Origin of the sequence: Aliihoeflea sp. 2WW (genome assembly GCF_000497755.1) — a bacterium.
Classification (GTDB): domain Bacteria; phylum Pseudomonadota; class Alphaproteobacteria; order Rhizobiales; family Rhizobiaceae; genus Aliihoeflea.
The window spans coordinates 442,274-458,421 of the sequence record NZ_AYOD01000001.1 but is presented as its reverse complement, the minus strand read 5'-3'; the positions used below and the strand labels follow the sequence as shown (position 1 = coordinate 458,421).

The 16,148-nt window shown below is 64.5% G+C and carries 15 protein-coding genes; 8 read left to right on the top strand and 7 right to left on the bottom strand.

Annotated features, from left to right (window positions below; all coding sequences use genetic code 11):
* Positions 1 to 58 precede the first annotated feature (58 nt).
* The 6 genes from urtB to ALII_RS0102225 all read left to right on the top strand — a co-directional run bounded on the left by urtB (position 59) and on the right by ALII_RS0102225 (position 6,588).
* A complete protein-coding gene (gene urtB, locus ALII_RS0102250; protein WP_024585712.1) occupies positions 59 to 1,666 on the top strand; it encodes an urea ABC transporter permease subunit UrtB in 1,608 nt (535 codons plus the stop codon).
* Entirely contained in the window at positions 1,663 to 2,871 is a 1,209-nt protein-coding gene (gene urtC, locus ALII_RS0102245; RefSeq protein ID WP_024585711.1) for an urea ABC transporter permease subunit UrtC, read from the top strand. Before urtB ends, urtC begins: the two co-directional genes overlap by 4 nt.
* 5 nt (positions 2,872 to 2,876) lie before the next feature.
* A complete protein-coding gene (gene urtD, locus ALII_RS0102240; RefSeq protein WP_024585710.1) occupies positions 2,877 to 3,623 on the top strand; it encodes an urea ABC transporter ATP-binding protein UrtD in 747 nt (248 codons plus the stop codon).
* A 183-nt stretch (positions 3,624 to 3,806) separates the two neighbouring features.
* Positions 3,807 to 4,502, top strand: a complete 696-nt coding sequence (gene urtE, locus ALII_RS0102235) for an urea ABC transporter ATP-binding subunit UrtE (protein WP_024585709.1) — start codon at positions 3,807 to 3,809, stop codon at positions 4,500 to 4,502.
* A 172-nt stretch (positions 4,503 to 4,674) separates the two neighbouring features.
* Positions 4,675 to 6,081: a magnesium transporter gene (gene mgtE / locus ALII_RS0102230; RefSeq protein ID WP_029660115.1), complete on the top strand. Its 1,407-nt coding sequence runs from the start codon at positions 4,675 to 4,677 to the stop codon at positions 6,079 to 6,081.
* 120 nt (positions 6,082 to 6,201) lie between these two features.
* On the top strand, positions 6,202 to 6,588 hold the full coding sequence (locus ALII_RS0102225; RefSeq protein WP_024585707.1) for a MerR family DNA-binding transcriptional regulator: 387 nt from the start codon (positions 6,202 to 6,204) through the stop codon (positions 6,586 to 6,588).
* Here ALII_RS0102225 and ALII_RS0102220 read toward each other — a convergent pair whose 3' ends face one another.
* Both ALII_RS0102220 and ALII_RS0102215 read right to left on the bottom strand, forming a co-directional pair.
* Entirely contained in the window at positions 6,589 to 7,065 is a 477-nt protein-coding gene (locus tag ALII_RS0102220; RefSeq protein WP_024585706.1) for an isoprenylcysteine carboxylmethyltransferase family protein, read from the bottom strand. It abuts the gene before it with no gap.
* A complete protein-coding gene (locus ALII_RS0102215; RefSeq protein ID WP_029660113.1) occupies positions 7,062 to 8,051 on the bottom strand; it encodes a heparan-alpha-glucosaminide N-acetyltransferase in 990 nt (329 codons plus the stop codon). Before ALII_RS0102215 ends, ALII_RS0102220 begins: the two co-directional genes overlap by 4 nt.
* Positions 8,052 to 8,124: 73 nt before the next feature.
* On the opposite strand from ALII_RS0102215, the gene ALII_RS0102210 reads away from it, so the two are divergent.
* Together ALII_RS0102210 and ALII_RS0102205 are read left to right on the top strand one after the other, a co-directional pair.
* Positions 8,125 to 8,955, top strand: coding sequence for an aldo/keto reductase (locus ALII_RS0102210; protein WP_024585704.1), 831 nt, complete (start codon positions 8,125 to 8,127; stop codon positions 8,953 to 8,955).
* Between the two features lie 115 nt (positions 8,956 to 9,070).
* Entirely contained in the window at positions 9,071 to 10,270 is a 1,200-nt protein-coding gene (locus tag ALII_RS0102205) for an MFS transporter (RefSeq protein ID WP_024585703.1), read from the top strand.
* Here the strand turns inward: ALII_RS0102205 and ALII_RS0102200 are convergent, their stop codons facing one another.
* The 5 genes from ALII_RS0102200 to ALII_RS0102180 all read right to left on the bottom strand — a co-directional run bounded on the left by ALII_RS0102200 (position 10,271) and on the right by ALII_RS0102180 (position 16,126).
* Positions 10,271 to 11,227, bottom strand: coding sequence for an ABC transporter permease (locus ALII_RS0102200; protein ID WP_024585702.1), 957 nt, complete (start codon positions 11,225 to 11,227; stop codon positions 10,271 to 10,273).
* Complete coding sequence (locus ALII_RS0102195; protein WP_024585701.1) at positions 11,220 to 12,233, bottom strand: ABC transporter permease; 1,014 nt, start codon at positions 12,231 to 12,233, stop codon at positions 11,220 to 11,222. The genes ALII_RS0102200 and ALII_RS0102195 overlap by 8 nt, the downstream gene beginning before the upstream one ends.
* 99 nt (positions 12,234 to 12,332) lie before the next feature.
* Positions 12,333 to 14,039 carry a peptide ABC transporter substrate-binding protein gene (locus ALII_RS0102190; protein ID WP_024585700.1) on the bottom strand — a complete coding sequence of 569 codons (1,707 nt, stop codon included), beginning with the start codon at positions 14,037 to 14,039 and terminating at the stop codon, positions 12,333 to 12,335.
* A gap of 88 nt (positions 14,040 to 14,127) precedes the next feature.
* The gene (locus ALII_RS0102185) at positions 14,128 to 15,171 is read right to left on the bottom strand and encodes an oligopeptide/dipeptide ABC transporter ATP-binding protein (protein ID WP_051375740.1); all 1,044 of its coding nucleotides are present in this window, start codon (positions 15,169 to 15,171) and stop codon (positions 14,128 to 14,130) included.
* The gene (locus ALII_RS0102180; RefSeq protein ID WP_024585698.1) at positions 15,161 to 16,126 is read right to left on the bottom strand and encodes an ABC transporter ATP-binding protein; all 966 of its coding nucleotides are present in this window, start codon (positions 16,124 to 16,126) and stop codon (positions 15,161 to 15,163) included. Before ALII_RS0102180 ends, ALII_RS0102185 begins: the two co-directional genes overlap by 11 nt.
* Positions 16,127 to 16,148: the final 22 nt, after the last annotated feature.

Genomic DNA, 16,148 nt, shown 5'->3' with positions numbered 1-16,148 from the left:
TGATCTCCCCCCTTGCGGGGGAGATGGCCGGCAGGCCAGAGGGGGGCGCGCCAAAGCACTGAGCGTTCAGTTTCTGCGTTGGTTCCTGGCCATCCTCCTCACCCTCACCGCACTCCCCGCATCCGCCCAATCCCTCGAAGACCTCGCCCGCCAGTTCCCCGACGGCAGCTTCTCCGACCGCGCCCAAACCGTCGCCGCCATCGCCGCAATCGGCGACTCCCGCGCCGTCCCACTCCTCGAAGCACTCGCCGCCGGCGACCTCAACGTCGTCGAACCCACCGGCCAGATCGTCACGCTTTCCGGTCGCGGCGATCCGCTCGAAGCGACCGACGCGATCACCGGCGCCCCCCTCGGCGAAATCGCCAAGTCCGCCGTCGAGCGCATCCGTGTCAACAATTCGCTGCGCCGCGCCGTGCGCACCGCCATCGGCCAGCTCACGCTGATGAGCCCCAACGCCAACACCCGCATGACGGCCGCACGCGCCATGTTCCAGGCCGGCGATCCCGACAATGTCGAACTTCTCGACGAAGCGATTGCCCAAGAGCAAAACCCTGCCGTCCTGCAAGTCATGGCCGAAGCCCGCGCCGTCGCCATCCTGCGCTCCGATGCCGAACCCGCCGCCTTCGCCGAAGCCGTCGACACGATCGCAGCGCGCGGCGACCGACAGGCGCTCGGCATCCTGCAGGCGGCGCTTTCCAGCGCCGATGCCGACGTGACGCCCACCATCGAACGCGGCATCGCGGACATCCAGAGCCGCCTCGCACTTCTCGATGTCGGCCAAAACGTCTGGTACGGCATATCGCTCGGCGCCGTGCTGCTTCTCGCCGCGATCGGCCTTGCCATCACCTTCGGCGTCATGGGCGTCATCAACATGGCGCATGGCGAGATGGTCATGCTCGGTGCTTACACGACCTTTCTCGTCCAGAATTTCATCCGTGCATCCTTCCCGGACCTCTTCGACTGGTCGCTCGCCTTCGCCCTTCCGGCCGCCTTCCTCGTCACGGGCCTGATCGGCGTCGCCATCGAGCGCGGCATCATCCGCTTTCTCTACGGCCGCCCGCTGGAAACGCTGCTGGCGACCTGGGGCCTGTCGCTGATCATCCAGCAATCGGTCCGCACCATCTTCGGTGCATCCAACCGCGAAGTCGGCAATCCGGGCTGGATGTCCGGCTCCTTCGACTTCTACGGCATCGCCATCACCTGGAACCGGTTCTTCATCGTCATCTTCGCCCTCATCGTGTTCGCCGCACTGCTGCTGGTCCTAAAGCGCACCGCGCTCGGCCTTCAGATGCGCGCGGTGACGCAAAACCGCCGCATGGCCTCGTCCATGGGCATCCGCACCCCATGGGTCGACGCGATGACCTTCGGCCTCGGCTCCGGCATTGCCGGCCTGGCCGGCGTGGCGCTGTCGCAGATCGACAACGTCTCGCCCAATCTGGGGCAGGGCTACATCATCGACAGTTTCATGGTCGTTGTCTTCGGCGGCGTCGGAAATCTCTGGGGCACGCTCGTCGGCGCGCTGACGCTCGGCGTCCTCAACAAGTTCCTCGAGCCCTATGCCGGCGCGGTGCTGGCGAAGATCCTGCTCCTCGTCTTTATCATCCTGTTCATCCAGAAGCGCCCGCGCGGCCTCTTCGCGCAAAAGGGAAGGGCGGTGGAAGCATGATCACGCAATTCTTCTACCGCGCACTCGGCGCGAAGCTCTACTGGGTCGTCGGCCTGCTCCTGCTGGCCGCCGTCCTCGTCCCGGCGTCGAACCTCCTGCTTTCCGTCGGCCATCCGCTACGTGTCCCGAACTACATGGTCGCGCTCATGGGCAAGTACCTGACCTATGCCATGCTGGCGCTCGCGCTCGATCTGGTCTGGGGCTATGTCGGCATCCTCTCGCTCGGCCACGGCGCGTTCTTCGCGCTCGGCGGCTATGCGATGGGCATGTATCTGATGCGCCAGATCGGCGCGCGCGGCGTCTACGGCAATGCCGAACTGCCGGATTTCATGGTGTTCCTGAACTGGTCCGAACTGCCTTGGTACTGGTGGGGCTTTGAAAACTTCTGGTTCGCCATGTTGATGGTCATGGTCGTGCCCGGCCTGCTGGCCTTCGTCTTTGGCTGGTTCGCCTTCCGCAGCCGCGTCACCGGCGTCTACCTGTCGATCATCACGCAAGCCATGACCTACGCGCTGATGCTCGCCTTCTTCCGCAACGACATGGGCTTCGGCGGCAATAACGGCCTGACCGATTTTCGCGAGATCGTCGGCTATTCGATCCAGGCGCCGGGCACCCGCGCCGCGCTGTTCGCCGCGACGGCCATTGCACTTGCGCTCTCCTTCGTCATCTGTAGCGCGATCACCCGTTCCAAGCTCGGCAAGATCATGGTCGCGGTGCGCGACGCCGAAAGCCGCACGCGCTTCATCGGCTACCGCCCGGAATATGTGAAGCTCTTCGCCTTCGTCGTCTCCGCTATCATCGCCGGCATCGCCGGCGCGCTCTACGTGCCGCAGGTCGGCATCATCAATCCGGGCGAATTCGCTCCGGCGAATTCGATCGAGATCGTCGTCTGGGCCGCCGTCGGCGGGCGCGGCACGCTGGTCGGCCCGATCATCGGCGCGATCATCGTCAACTACGCAAAGACGTGGTTCACCGCCGCCTATCCGGACCTCTGGCTGTTCGCGCTCGGGGGCCTCTTCGTCGCCGTGACGCTGTTCCTTCCCAAAGGCATCGTCGGCACGATCGGCGGCTATTTCGACGATCGCCGCGAGCTGAAAGCCGCCCGCGCGTCGGAAACACCTCCAGATCTCCCGGTCGTGCGTCCCGATAAGCCACAAGTCCGCCGTCCACCAACGCCCGATGCCAGCCCGCAACCGGCCGAGTGAAAATCATGTCGAAGTCCAACACGATTCTCTATCTCGACGGCGTCTCCGTCTCCTTTGACGGCTTCCGGGCGATCAACAATCTGTCGCTCGTCCTCGACAAGGGCGAGATGCGCGCCATTATCGGCCCCAATGGCGCCGGCAAGACCACGATGATGGACATCATCACTGGCAAGACCCGACCCGACAGCGGCGAGGTCTTCTTCGACGGCGAGATCGACCTGACCCGCCATGACGAAGCCGACATCGCCAATATGGGCATCGGCCGCAAGTTCCAGAAGCCGACCGTCTTCGAAAGCCATTCGGTCGAGGACAATCTGCTCCTGGCGCTTAAAGGCCCGCGCTCGATCTTCCCGACCCTGTTCTGGCGCGAGACGGCGGAAGCGAAGCGCAAGCTCGACGACATCCTCGAAACGGTACGACTCTCCGCCCGCCGCAACGACCTCGCGGCGAACCTCTCCCACGGCCAGAAGCAGTGGCTGGAAATCGGCATGCTGCTGGCGCAGGACCCGAAGCTCCTTCTCGTAGACGAACCCGTCGCCGGCATGACCGACGCCGAGACCGAGGAAACCGCGCGTCTCCTGCGCGACATCTCGAAGACCCATTCCGTCATCGTCGTCGAGCACGATATGCACTTCGTCCGCGAACTCGGCGTCAAGGTCACCTGCCTGCACGAAGGCTCCGTGCTGTCGGAGGGCTCCCTCGACCACGTCAGCGCCGACCCGCGCGTCGTCGAAGTGTATCTGGGGAGGTGAGGGGATGGTGGATGCAAAATCTAGGTCAGCGCTTACCCCTCATCCGACTTCACTTCGTTCAGCCACCTTCTCCCACAAGGGGAGAAGGAAGAGCGCGTTGCCTTCTCCCCTTGTGGGAGAAGGTGGCCGGGCGGAGCCCGGTCGGATGAGGGGTATTGGCTCAAATTCTCAGGACTACACTCCATGCTGACCATCACCAACGCCACCCTCCACTACGGCGCCGCCCACGCGCTGCGCGGCGTCTCGCTCACCGCCCAGCCCGCCCGCATCACCTGCGTCCTCGGCCGCAATGGCGTCGGTAAGACCAGCCTGATGCGCGCCATCGTCGGCCACCACCGTCTCTCCACCGGCCAGATCTCTTTCGAGGGGAAGGTGCTCGACCGGAGCGCGCCGTCAGAGCGCGCCCGGTCGGGCATCGCATTCGTCCCGCAGGGCCGCGAGATATTTCCGCTCCTCACCGTGCGCGAAAACCTCGAGACCGGCTATGCGCCGCTGAAGCGCGCGGATCGCAACATCCCCGACCATGTCTTCGGGCTCTTTCCGGCCCTGAAGGACATGCTCGGCCGCCGCGGCGGCGACCTTTCGGGCGGCCAGCAGCAGCAGCTCGCCATCGGCCGCGCGCTGGTCCTGCGGCCGAAGCTCCTCGTCCTCGACGAGCCCACAGAAGGCATCCAGCCCTCGATCATCAAGGATATCGGCCGCGCCATCCGCTACCTGCGCGATTCCGCCGGCATCGCCGTCCTCCTCGTCGAGCAGTATCTCGATTTCTGCCGCGAGCTTGCCGACGACATCCACATCATGGATCGCGGCCGGATCGTCCATTCCGGCGAAGCGCACGATCTGGACGACCCCGACGTGCGTCGCTACCTCACCGTCTGACGAGACCAAAGCCAAGACGCTGCAACCTTCACCCGCTCGCCGGCGTTTTTGTCGGCGAGGGCTTGCGGCTTTGCCGCCTTCGTCCTACCCAACCATTCGGTCCGAGAACCGGCCTGCCCATCCGCTTCGCCCGACATCCTCAAACTCCATTCGAACACCCATGGAGGCGCCGATGACTGCCAACGACAACGAAACCGGCGGCGGCGAAGAGGTGCGGGCCGAAATCTACAATGAAGATGGCGCGATCCGGCAGGACTTCATTGCGCGCATCACCGACGCGATCGAAGGCCAGGACGCGGATACGCTGAAAAGCGAAGTCTCCGTCCTCCACCAGTCCGAAATCGGCGATCTTCTCGAAGCGCTGCCGGCCGAGGCGCGCCGCAGCCTCGTCGTGCTCATGGGCGACGAGTTCGACTTTGCCGCCCTGACCGAGGTCGACGAGGCGATCCGTCTCGACATCGTCGAGCATCTGCCCAACGCGCAGATCGCGCAGGCCGTCCAGGAACTCGATTCGGACGACGCGGTCTACATTCTGGAAGACCTCGACCGCGAGGATCAGGACGAGATTCTCGAGCAGCTTCCGTTCACCGAGCGGATCAGGCTGCGCCGCTCGCTCGACTATCCGGAAGAGACTGCCGGTCGGCGCATGCAGACTGAGTTCGTCGCCGTGCCGCCGTTCTGGACGGTCGGCCAGACGATCGACTATCTGCGCGAGGACAAGAATCTTCCGGATTCGTTTCCGCAAATCTTCGTCGTCGACCCCACCTTCCGGCTGATGGGCGCCGTCGACCTCGACCGCATCCTGCGCTCCCAGCGCACGGTCCGGATCGAGGACGTGATGCACGAGACGCGTCACGCGATCCCGGCGACAATGGACCAGGAAGAGGCAGCGCAGGAATTCGAGCAGTACGATCTTCTCTCCGCTGCCGTCGTCGACGAGAACGAACGCCTCGTCGGCGTGCTGACCATCGACGACGTCGTCGACGTCATCCAGGAAGAGGCCGAGGAAGATCTGCTGCGCATGGGCGGCGTCGGCGACGAGGAACTGTCGGATTCCGTGCGCACCACCTCGCGCTCGCGCGTGCCTTGGCTCCTGATCAATTTGGTCATGGCCTTTCTTGCCGCCTCGGTCATCGGCCTCTTCGACGCCACCATCCAGGAGATTGTCGCGCTCGCCATTCTGATGCCGATCGTCGCCGGCATGGGCGGCAATGCCGCCTCGCAGACCATGACCGTCACCGTGCGCGCGCTCGCGACGCGCGACCTCGACATTTACAATGCCGGCCGCATTATCCGCCGCGAAATGGGCGTCGGCCTCATCAACGGCCTTTTGTTCGCCGTGCTCGTCGGCGGCATCGCCGCATTCTGGTTTTCGAACGACATCGGCCTCGTCATCGCAACCGCAATGCTGATCAACCTTTTCACCGCCGCCGTCGCCGGCATTCTCGTGCCGCTGCTTCTCGACAAGGTCGGCGCCGATCCCGCCGTCGCTTCGGCCGTGTTCGTCACCACCATCACCGACGTCGTTGGCTTCTTCGCCTTCCTCGGGCTTGCAACGTGGTGGTTCGGGCTACTCTAGCCGTCTCGCCCAGGCCGATGCTGCCGGATGCGCCCCATGTCGGTGAGCCGGCGCAATTGACTTTTACGTAAATGCCGTGGCAATCTCGCACAGGTTTCAAGTGCTTGATCGGATGGGCGAATGCGGGAATTCTATACGATCACCGAGCTCACGCGGGAGTTCGGCGTATCGACCCGCACCTTGCGGTTCTACGAGGATGAGGGGCTGGTGCTTCCGGTGCGGCGCGGCCGCACACGGCTCTTCCGCCCCGCCGACCGCCATCTCATCAAGCAGATCATGCGCGGCAAGCGCCTCGGTTTTTCCATCAACGAGATCCGCGAAATCATCCAGATGTATCGCGAGCCGCCCGGAGAGGTTGGTCAGTTGAAGCTGATGATCAAGCGCATCGAGGAAAAGCGCGAGGATTTGCGCCAGAAGCGCCGGGACCTCGAGGAAACGCTGTCGGAACTCGACGGCGCCGAGGAAGCCTGCGTCGAACGCCTCGCCGAGCTCGGCGTCAATACCTGATCAGAACCAGCGCCGTACCCGCTTCGCATAATCGCGATAGGCCTTGCCGAAGCGCCGATCGAGATGGCGCTCCTCAGGGCGGATCGCGATGAGGCTGATGGCGATGCCTGCCGCGAATCCGGCGAGGATGAACCACGCATTGTGTGTGACCAGCGCCAGCCCGATCAGGATGGTCACGCCGCCCAGATAGATCGGATTGCGGCTGATCGCGAACGGCCCGTCCGTCACCAGCCGCTGCGCCGCATGCGTCGGCCTGACCGGCGTTCCGACCTTTCGAAACCGCGTCACCGCCAGGACCGCCAGCGTCGCGCCGCCGACGACGATCAACGCACCGACTCCGGCGAGAAATTCCGCGAACGGCCCGCGCAGCCAGGGCAGCGGCACGCTCGTGCCGAGGATGATCGCGATCGCCGCAGCCGATATGATGATGACCGGCGGCCAGGGAAAGCGCATTGGCGGTTGATCGATCGTCGTCATTCGGCTTCTCCCGGCATGTCCATATCCGTCGCGATCGAGCACTGCGTGGCGATTTCGGTCAGCCATGCCGTCGCGTCCTCGCTCGGTGCGCCAGTGTAAATCTCGCCCGCGCGCGCGTCGCCATCGATTTCAGCGATGACGCAGCCGCAATAGGCTTCGCAGAACGCCCCGTCGCGCGTGTCAACGCACTGCGCCTCGCAGGCCCGCTGGAAGCCGACGCGCGGCTCCTCGGCCTGCGGCGGCACCACCAGCGAGGCGAGGAAGATCAAGCCGATGAGCACCGGCTGGTGCAGAAGATAGACGGCAAGGCTGTGCTGTCCTGCAAACTGCAAGGGCCGCGTCCAGCCGGGCAGGGGCTTGCCCGCCGCCCGCTCCGTCCAGCCTGAAGCGCGCGCGACCTTCGCTGCGGCCATGCCGAGCAGCACGGCGCCGAACCACGGAAACAGCGGTACGAAATCGTTCGAGCGCGGATTGACCGCCGCAAGCCCCGTCCAGGCGAGCGCCATTCCGTTGAAGACATCGCTGCGCCATAACGCCGGCAGTGCAATCACTCCGACCGCAATCAGCACCAGCGCCACCGCAGGAAGGCGCAGGAACAAGAGCCCGACGAGGCTCGCCAGCGCGATATGGTGCAGGATGCCGAAGAAGATGAAGGCGTCGGGCGTCGCGAAATAGGTGACGACCGTGATCGCCGCCGCTGCCCCGCCCACCTGCACCATCCGCCACCAGAACGGCCGCCAGCGCACCCCGCGCACATGCGCGAGCAACAGGCTGAACCCGACGAGGAACAGAAACGACGAGGCGATCGACCGCGCGAAGAGCCGCCACCCGCCGACCGCCGTCATGCCCGGCGTCGCATAGCCGAAGAATTCCAGGTCCCACGCGAAATGATAGATCGCCATCGCGATCAGTGCGCCCCCACGCGCGGCGTCGATCAGTTCGATGCGGGATTTGTTTTTGGGTGGGCTGTGCACTAGTTCGGTCATTGAAGAATCTCGGTGTTACAAGTCGGTAGCATGAAATCGACGGGCACGGCCAAGCATAAGGATGGACGAAGAAGTGCACAAAATCGAAGCGAACGGCGCGCGCATCCCGGCACTCGGTCTCGGCACCTGGACCTTGAAAGGCGAGGACTGCGCCGATCTCGTCGCCCACGCGCTCGACATCGGCTACCGCCATCTAGACACCGCAGGCAGCTACGGCAACGAGGCGGATGTGGGCGAGGGACTGCGTCGCTCGGGCCTCGCGCGCGACGATGTCTTCGTCACCACCAAGGTCTGGTGGACCGATCTGGCGCCCGCCGATTTCCGCCGCTCGGCTGAAGAGAGCCTAGAGAGGCTGAAGCTCGACCAGGTCGACCTCCTGCTCATCCACTGGCCCAACCCGAAGGTCCCGCTCGCCGAGACGATCGAGGCGCTGAACCGCGCCCGCGCCGACGGGCTTGCACGCCATATCGGCGTCTCCAATTTCCCGACCGATCTCCTCGCCGAGGCGCTTTCACTTTCCGATGCACCGCTCGTCGCCAACCAGGTCGAGCATCATCCCTATCTCGACCAGTCGAAGGTCCATGCCGCCTGCCGCAAGGCGGGCATGGCGATGACCTCCTACTGCCCCCTGGCGCGCGGTGGCGACCTGTTCGCCGAGCCCGCCGTCGCGGTCGCGGCAAAGGCGCATGCCAAGACGCCGGGCCAAATCGTCCTGCGCTGGCACGTCCAGCAGGACGGCGTCGTCGCCATCCCGCGCACGACGCGCAAGGAGCGCCTTGCCGAAAATATCGACATCTTCGACTTCGCACTGACCGATACCGAGATGACTGCCATCTCCGCGCTCGGCGTGAAAAACGCCCGCATCTGCGACTTCGATTTCTCGCCGAAATGGGACACCGCCTGAGCCGGCTCGAACCCGGTCTTTGGTCCAGACGAAATTGCGTCACGCCATGACGATTTCCTCATAACCGGACGGTCTGCGCCGCCGCATAGCTCGTCTTCCATCAGGGAGGCAGCGAATGGTCGCGCAGGTCCGTCATCCGATCTGGCTTCCGGCAGCGCGCGCGCCCGGCGCACGCACCTTCGCGATCCTGTTCACGCTGGAATCCTTCGCCCGCGCCTCTGTTGCCAGCGTCATTCCGATCCAGGCCTATGAGCTCCTGCGCAGCAAGCAGGCCGTCTCGCTGACCTATACGCTGGTCGCGCTCCTCGGCCTGTCGGCGACGATCCTGATGCCGCTGGCGATCCAGCGCTTTGCGCGCCGCCGGGTCTACACGGCCGGCGTCCTGCTCCTCGGCCTCGGCTCCCTCTGCCTCGTCACGGGCACGCTGGCGGGCCAGCTCGGCGGCATGCTCGCGCGTGTCATCGGCGCGTCGGCGCTGTCAATCACGCTCAACCTCTACATCATGGACCACATCCGCAAGACGCAGTTCATCCAGTCGGAATCGCTGCGCATGGCCTGGTCCACCATCGCCTGGATGTGCGGGCCGACGCTCGGCGTCACGCTTTATGCGCAGTTTGGCCTGTGGGCAGCACACGGCGTGGTCGCGCTGTTCGCCGCCGTGCTTCTCTGCTTCTTCTGGTATTTCCGCCTGTCCGACAACGTCGCGATCCGCCCCGGCAAGACCAAGCCGGCCAACCCGCTCGCCAATATCGGCCGCTTCGTCGCCCAGCCGCGCCTTCGGCTCGCCTGGTTCATCGCCTTCGGCCGTTCCTGCTTCTGGACGAGCTTTTTCGTCTACGCGCCGCTCCTGATGGTCGTCACAGGGCAGGGCAGCCTTGCCGGCGGGCTGATCGTCTCGGCCGGCAACGCGCTGCTTTTCACGGCGCTCTTCTGGGGCCGGCTCGGCGGCCGCTTCGGCGCACGGCGCACCATGGCCGTGGCGTTCGCCGGCATGGCGGCGGGGCTCACCGTCGCAGCGGTCGCTGGCGAAGCCTCGCCTTGGGTCGCCGGAGCGTTTCTCCTCGTCACCGCCTTCTTCGGCGTCGCGCTCGATGCGCTCGGCTCCGTCGTCTTCATGCGCGCCGTACGTACCCACGAACGCGCCCAGATGACCGCCGTCTACCGCACCTATCTCGACCTGTCCGAGCTGATGCCGCCGCTGGTCTATTCCATCGTGCTCATCTTCTTCGGGCTCGGCGGCGTCTTCGCCTCGCTCGCCATCCTCATGGCCGTCTGCGCGGTGGTGACGTGGCATTACCTTCCACGCCGGATTTGATCATCTCCCGCGGATGCGCGGATCGAGCGCGTCACGAATACCGTCGCCGATATAGTTCACCGAAAGCACCGTCAGCGAAATCGCCAGTCCCGGCCAGATGACGCGCGACGGGTTGATCTGCATGAAGTTGACGCCATCGAAGAGCAACCGCCCCCAGGTCGGATAATCCGACGGAAATCCGAGGCCGAGGAAGCTCAGAGCGGATTCCGTGATGATCGCGGTCGCGATGCCCAGCGTCGCCGACACCATGATCGGCGAGAGCACGTTTGGAAGGATATGCCGCGTGATGATCCTTCGCTCGCGCGTGCCGATGCTCTTGGCCGCCAGCACAAATTCCTGCTCTTTAACCGACAGCACCGCGCCGCGCACGATGCGCGCCGTCTGCATCCAGCTCGTGATGCCGATGACGAAGACGATCAGCATGAAGATGCCGGTTTCGGGCCCGAACGAGCGCCGCAGCGTGTCGCGAAAGAGCATGATGATGACGAGCAGCAGCGGGAGCAGCGGAAGCGCGAGGAAGAGGTCGGTCAGCCGCATCAGCGGCCCTTCGAGCTTCTTGAAATAGCCTGCCAGTACGCCGATCGTCGTGCCGAGCAGCAGCGACAGCATCATCGCCGTCACCCCGACCGAAAGCGACGTGCGCCCCCCGGCCAAAATCTGCGCGAAGGTGTCGCGGCCCAGATTGTCGGTCCCCATCGGATGCGACAGCGATATGCCCGCATTGCGCTCGCGCACGTTCAGCGCCGACGGGTCGACGCCGTGGATATACGGTCCGAACACCACGAGAAAGACGATCGTCAGAAACACGATCGCGCCGATCACGCCGCCCTTGTGCTGGCGGAACTGGCGCCAGACATCGGCCGTTAGCGTGCGCTGCTTGCGCGGTTCGGCGGCGACGGGCGAGCCCGGTGCCGGTGGAATGATCCTCTCGGGCGCCATCGAGACCTGATCAGTCATAGCGAATCCTCGGGTCCAGAATGCCGTAAAGGATGTCGGCGATCAGATTGCACAGGATGATCAGCACCGCAAAGATGAAGGTCAGCGTCTGGACGAGCGGGATGTCCGCGCCCTGGATCGCGATGATCAGGAGCTGGCCGAGCCCGTTCACCCGGAAGATCTGCTCGGTGATGATCGCGCCCGAAAAGATCGTCGGAATGCCGAGCGCGATGACGGTGACGACCGGGATCAGGCTGTTGCGCAGGACGTGGACGAGAAGGACGACCTTTTCCTTCATACCCTTGGCGCGCGCCGTGCGCACATAGTCCTGGTTCAGATTGTCGAGCATTGACGCGCGCACGAAGCGGCTGAGCTGCGCCGCGTTGTAGAGCGCAAGCACCATCACCGGCAGCACCATCTGGCGCACCTGTATCCAGAAGCTGTTCCAATCCGTCACGCGATGCGTCGTGTCGTAGATCGAGGGAAACCAGCCGAGATAGACCGAGAAGACGACGATCAGCACCACGCCGGTGAAGAAGGTCGGAACCGAGAAGCCCACCATCGAGACGAAGGTGCCGATCTGGTCGAACCAGGAATACTGGCGGTAGGCCGAGATGATGCCGACCGGCAGCGCGATCAGGATGCCGACGACATAGGACATGCCGACGACCCAGAGCGTCTGCGGCATACGCTGAATGATCAGGTCGACGACGGGGCTGCGCGTCGCCCAGGAACGTATGCGCAGGCGATCTTCCGAGTTGCCGATCTCGATGCCGAACATCCGCTCGATCAGGTTCAGCGGTTCGGCGATGAAGAACTGTTGCAGCCACTTCAGGTAGCGGATGTGGAACGGCTCGCCGAGGCCGAGCGACATGCGGATCTGCTCGCGCACTTCCGGCGGGATCGTCAGCGGCAGATTGCCGGTCGGATCGTTGGGCGCCAGGTCGAGCAGCGCGAAAATGATGAAGCTGATGACGAACAATGTCGGCACCGCGAACATCAGGCGCCTCAGCGTGTAGTGAAACATATGACCGAACTCCGGCCGTCGCGGTCAGCCGCGCGGCTTTGCCCCATGCCCGCGAACGGGCATCCGCATGGTCACATGCGAATGCCCAGTTCGTTCGGTTTACTCAGCGCGGGTCCAGTCGGCCGCGTTCCAGAGTTCCGAGTCCCACGAATTCATCAGGACGCCGTTCAGCGTCGTCGACTTCGCGGAAACGTCGCCACGGTGGACGAGCGGCAGATGCGCACCCTCATTGGTGAGGATGTCGTTCATCTGGATGGCGAGGGCCTGGCGCTCCTCGAGCGGGGCGGTCTCGCCCATCTTCTTGACCAGCGCGTCATATTCCTCCGAGCAGAAGCGGGGAATGTTGGCGCCGAGCCAACCGTTCTGCGGCTTCGGAGCATCGTCGCAGAGCCATTCGGCCATGTATTTCTCCGGGTCGGTCCCGTCGAAATTGTTGGTGTACATCAGGACGTCCGCATAGAACTTCTGGAACGTGTCGGGGCTTGCCGGATCGCCGCCGAAGAACACGGCCGCGTCGACGTTGCGCAGTTCGGACTCGACGCCGATCTGCTGCCACATGTCCTTGACCAGCGCCTGTGTCGCCTGACGCACGGAATTGGTCGAGGTCGAGTAGAGGATCGACAGGCGAACGCCGTCCTTTTCGCGAATGCCGTCGCCGCCCGGCATCCAGCCGGCTTCGTCGAGCAGGCGGTTGGCCTCCTCGATGTCCTGCGTCAGGCACCAGTCGACGTTCTTCGAGGCATAGGCTTCTGGCGCGGGCAGGATGTTGCAGGTCGGACGGCCGGTCTCGCCGTAGCCGGCCTCGACGATCAACTCGCGGTCGAGGGCGATGGACAATGCGCGGCGCACGGCCGGATCGGACAGGAATGGATGCGGCCCCGCCTCGACGGTCGAACGGTCGGCGCCCTTGTCCGGGCTTGGATCGGTCATGTTGAGGTTGATACGCTCGACCGACGTGCCGAAGGAAGAGATGAGCTCGCCGCGGCCCGCGGCTTCCATCTGCGCCAGGATTTCCGGCTCGACCTGCAGATTCCAGGCATAGTCGAACTCGCCGGTCTCAAGCACCGCGCGCGCTGCCGAGGCCGCGTCGCCGCCGCCCTTGAGCGTCACGGTCGCAAAGGCGGGCTTGGCCGCATCGCGATAGTTCGGGTTGGCTTCGAGCTCGATGACGTCATTGGCCGCAAAGCGCGTCACGACGAACGGACCGGTGCCGATCGGGCCGAAATTGGCATCCGTGCATTCGGGCGCGCGCGCGCCGACGCAGTTTTCGAACTGCGCCTTCTGGATGATCGGCGACTGCGCACCGACGAACGGGCCGTACGGGTAGGGCTTGGCGATCGAGAAATTGACCTTGACCGTGCGCTCGTCGACCGCCTCGACGCTCTCGACGTCGGTGAAGTTCGCGACCTGCTGGCAGCCGCCGTCCTCGGCCATGCAATATTCGGCGGTGAACTTGACGTCTTCCGCCGTCACCGGTGTCCCGTCGGACCACATCAGCCCTTCCGAAAGCACCCAGGTGACCGACTTCAAATCTTCCGACACGCCGCCATTTTCGACCGTCGGAATTTCGTCGACGAGGGCAGGGACCATTTCGCCCGCCTCGTTGAACTTCGCCAGCGGCTCGATGACCAGCGAGGAGCCCTCGACATCCTTCGTGCCGCCCGAAAGGAACGGGTTGAGGATCGAGACCGCCTGCCAGTAGAGGATGTTGAGATGGCCGTCGCTTCCGCGCTCGGCCTGGGCAGCGCCAGCCGTCATGGCAATGGCCGCTGCCGTTCCCGTCAGGAACGTCGTCAGTTTCTTCATTGCATTTCCCCTTGCGATATTATTGATTTTGCTCGGTTTTCGCATCCGCTTTGGCTCCCATCCGCCACGGTGCGACATGCTGAATTTCCTACGTCGCGCTCGACGCTTCTCCTCCTTCGACTCGATGACATGCAGCAAAGCGGCCCGGCTGCACCTCGCGCCAGGCTGGTTCTTCGACCCGGCAGCGGTCGAAGACCTCCGGGCATCGTGTGCAGAATCGGCATCCCGCTGGCGGATTCGCCGGGTCGGGGATGTCGCCGGTCAGGATGATGCGGCGCCGGTTCGCCTCGACCTTCGGATCGGGCACCGGCACGGCCGACAGCAGCGCCTTCGTGTAGGGGTGCTTCGGCGACGCGAATAAGGTCTCGACATCGGCAAGTTCGACGATCTTGCCGAGATACATGACGGCGACGCGGTCCGCGATGTGCTTGACCATGGAAAGGTCGTGGCTGATGAACAGATAGGTCAGGCCGAGCTTGGCCTGCAAATCCTCGAGCAGGTTCACCACCTGCGCCTGGATCGAAACGTCCAGCGCCGCGATCGGCTCGTCGCAGACGATGAATTCCGGATCGAGCGCCAACGCCCGCGCGATGCCGATGCGCTGGCGCTGCCCACCAGAAAATTCATGCGGATACCGGTTGACGTAATCGGGGTTGAGGCCGACCGCATCCAGCAGTTCGCGCACCCGCGCCTTGCGTCCCTTGGCGTCCATCACGCCATGTTCGACCAGCGGTTCGGCAATGATCGCGCCGACCGTCATGCGCGGGTTGAGCGAAGCCTGCGGGTCCTGGAAGATCATCTGCATGCGCGGCCGCTGCCTTCGCAGCGCATCGCCCTCGAGCGAGGCAATGTCGGTGCCGTCGAAGATGATCCTGCCATCACTCGCGCGGTAGAGCCGCAGCAGCGCCCGCCCGGTCGTCGACTTGCCGCAACCGGATTCGCCCACGAGACCCAGCGTCTCGCCCTTCTTGATCTCGAAGGTCAGCCCGTCGACCGCCCGCACCGCGCCCGCCTTGCGCCGCAGGATGCCCTTGTGGATCGGAAAATGGACCTTGAGATTGTCGATCGAAACCAGCGTCTCGTCGCTCGGGACATGATGCGTCGGGCGTGCCATCGCAGTTTCAAGCGACATCGCGCGGGCCTCCGGTTTCAGGGTCCCACCAGCACGCCGCACGATGGTCTCCATCGACCGCGATCAGCGGCGGGTTCTGCCTCAGGCACTTGTCGAACACATGCTTGCAACGCGCGGAAAACGGACAGAATTCCGGCTGGCTCAGTAGGAGCGGCGGTTGGCCGGCGATGGACCGCAGCTTCTCGTGCGCCTCGTGCCGGCCCGGCAGGGAATCGAGCAGCGCGCGCGTATAGGGGTGCTGCGGATCGTCGAACAGATCGTCCACATGGGCATGCTCGACGATCTGCCCGCCATACATGACGACGATGCGATCCGCGATGCCGGCCGCGACGCCGAGATCGTGCGTGATCCAGATGATCGCCATGCCGAGTTTCTGGCGCAGCTCCTTGATCAGCTCGAGGATTTGCGCCTGCACCGTCACGTCGAGCGCGGTCGTCGGCTCGTCCGCGATCAGCACCTTCGGATCGCAGGCCAGTGCGATGGCGATGACCACGCGCTGGCGCATGCCGCCGGAGAACTGGTGCGGATAATCGTCGATGCGCTGGCGGGCAGCCGGAATGCCGACCAGTTCCAGAAGCTCGATCGCCCGTTGCCGCGCCTGCTTCTTCGACAGGCCCATATGCTCGCGCAACGGCTCCATGACCTGGTAGCCGACGGTGAACACCGGGTTGAGCGAGGTCATCGGGTCCTGGAAGACGAAGCCGATCCGCGAGCCACGCACCTGGCGGATCTGCGAAGCCTTGAGCTTGACGAGGTCCTGGCCCTGGAAATTCACCCTGCCGGATGCGATCTCGGCCGGCGGCATCGGCAGGAGTTGCATCAGCGACATCATCGCCACGCTCTTGCCCGAGCCGCTCTCGCCGACCACCGCGAGCAGTTCGCCTTCGTCCAGATGGAAGCTGATGCCGTTGACGGCGTGGACCACACCGTCCTGGGTGTGGAAGTGAGTACGCAAATCGCGAACTTCGAGGACCTGG

What these genes read in the sequence shown, in the direction of transcription:
- urtC (WP_024585711.1), top strand. Translation starts at nt 1,663, where the DNA reads ATGATCACGCAATTCTTCTACCGCGCACTCGGCGCGAAGCTCTACTGG.
- urtD (WP_024585710.1), top strand. Translation starts at nt 2,877, where the DNA reads ATGTCGAAGTCCAACACGATTCTCTATCTCGACGGCGTCTCCGTCTCC.
- urtE (WP_024585709.1), top strand. Translation starts at nt 3,807, where the DNA reads ATGCTGACCATCACCAACGCCACCCTCCACTACGGCGCCGCCCACGCG.
- mgtE (WP_029660115.1), top strand. Translation starts at nt 4,675, where the DNA reads ATGACTGCCAACGACAACGAAACCGGCGGCGGCGAAGAGGTGCGGGCC.
- ALII_RS0102225 (WP_024585707.1), top strand. Translation starts at nt 6,202, where the DNA reads ATGCGGGAATTCTATACGATCACCGAGCTCACGCGGGAGTTCGGCGTA.
- ALII_RS0102220 (WP_024585706.1), bottom strand. Translation starts at nt 7,065, where the DNA reads ATGACGACGATCGATCAACCGCCAATGCGCTTTCCCTGGCCGCCGGTC.
- ALII_RS0102215 (WP_029660113.1), bottom strand. Translation starts at nt 8,051, where the DNA reads ATGACCGAACTAGTGCACAGCCCACCCAAAAACAAATCCCGCATCGAA.
- ALII_RS0102205 (WP_024585703.1), top strand. Translation starts at nt 9,071, where the DNA reads ATGGTCGCGCAGGTCCGTCATCCGATCTGGCTTCCGGCAGCGCGCGCG.
- ALII_RS0102200 (WP_024585702.1), bottom strand. Translation starts at nt 11,227, where the DNA reads ATGACTGATCAGGTCTCGATGGCGCCCGAGAGGATCATTCCACCGGCA.
- ALII_RS0102195 (WP_024585701.1), bottom strand. Translation starts at nt 12,233, where the DNA reads ATGTTTCACTACACGCTGAGGCGCCTGATGTTCGCGGTGCCGACATTG.
- ALII_RS0102190 (WP_024585700.1), bottom strand. Translation starts at nt 14,039, where the DNA reads ATGAAGAAACTGACGACGTTCCTGACGGGAACGGCAGCGGCCATTGCC.
- ALII_RS0102185 (WP_051375740.1), bottom strand. Translation starts at nt 15,171, where the DNA reads ATGTCGCTTGAAACTGCGATGGCACGCCCGACGCATCATGTCCCGAGC.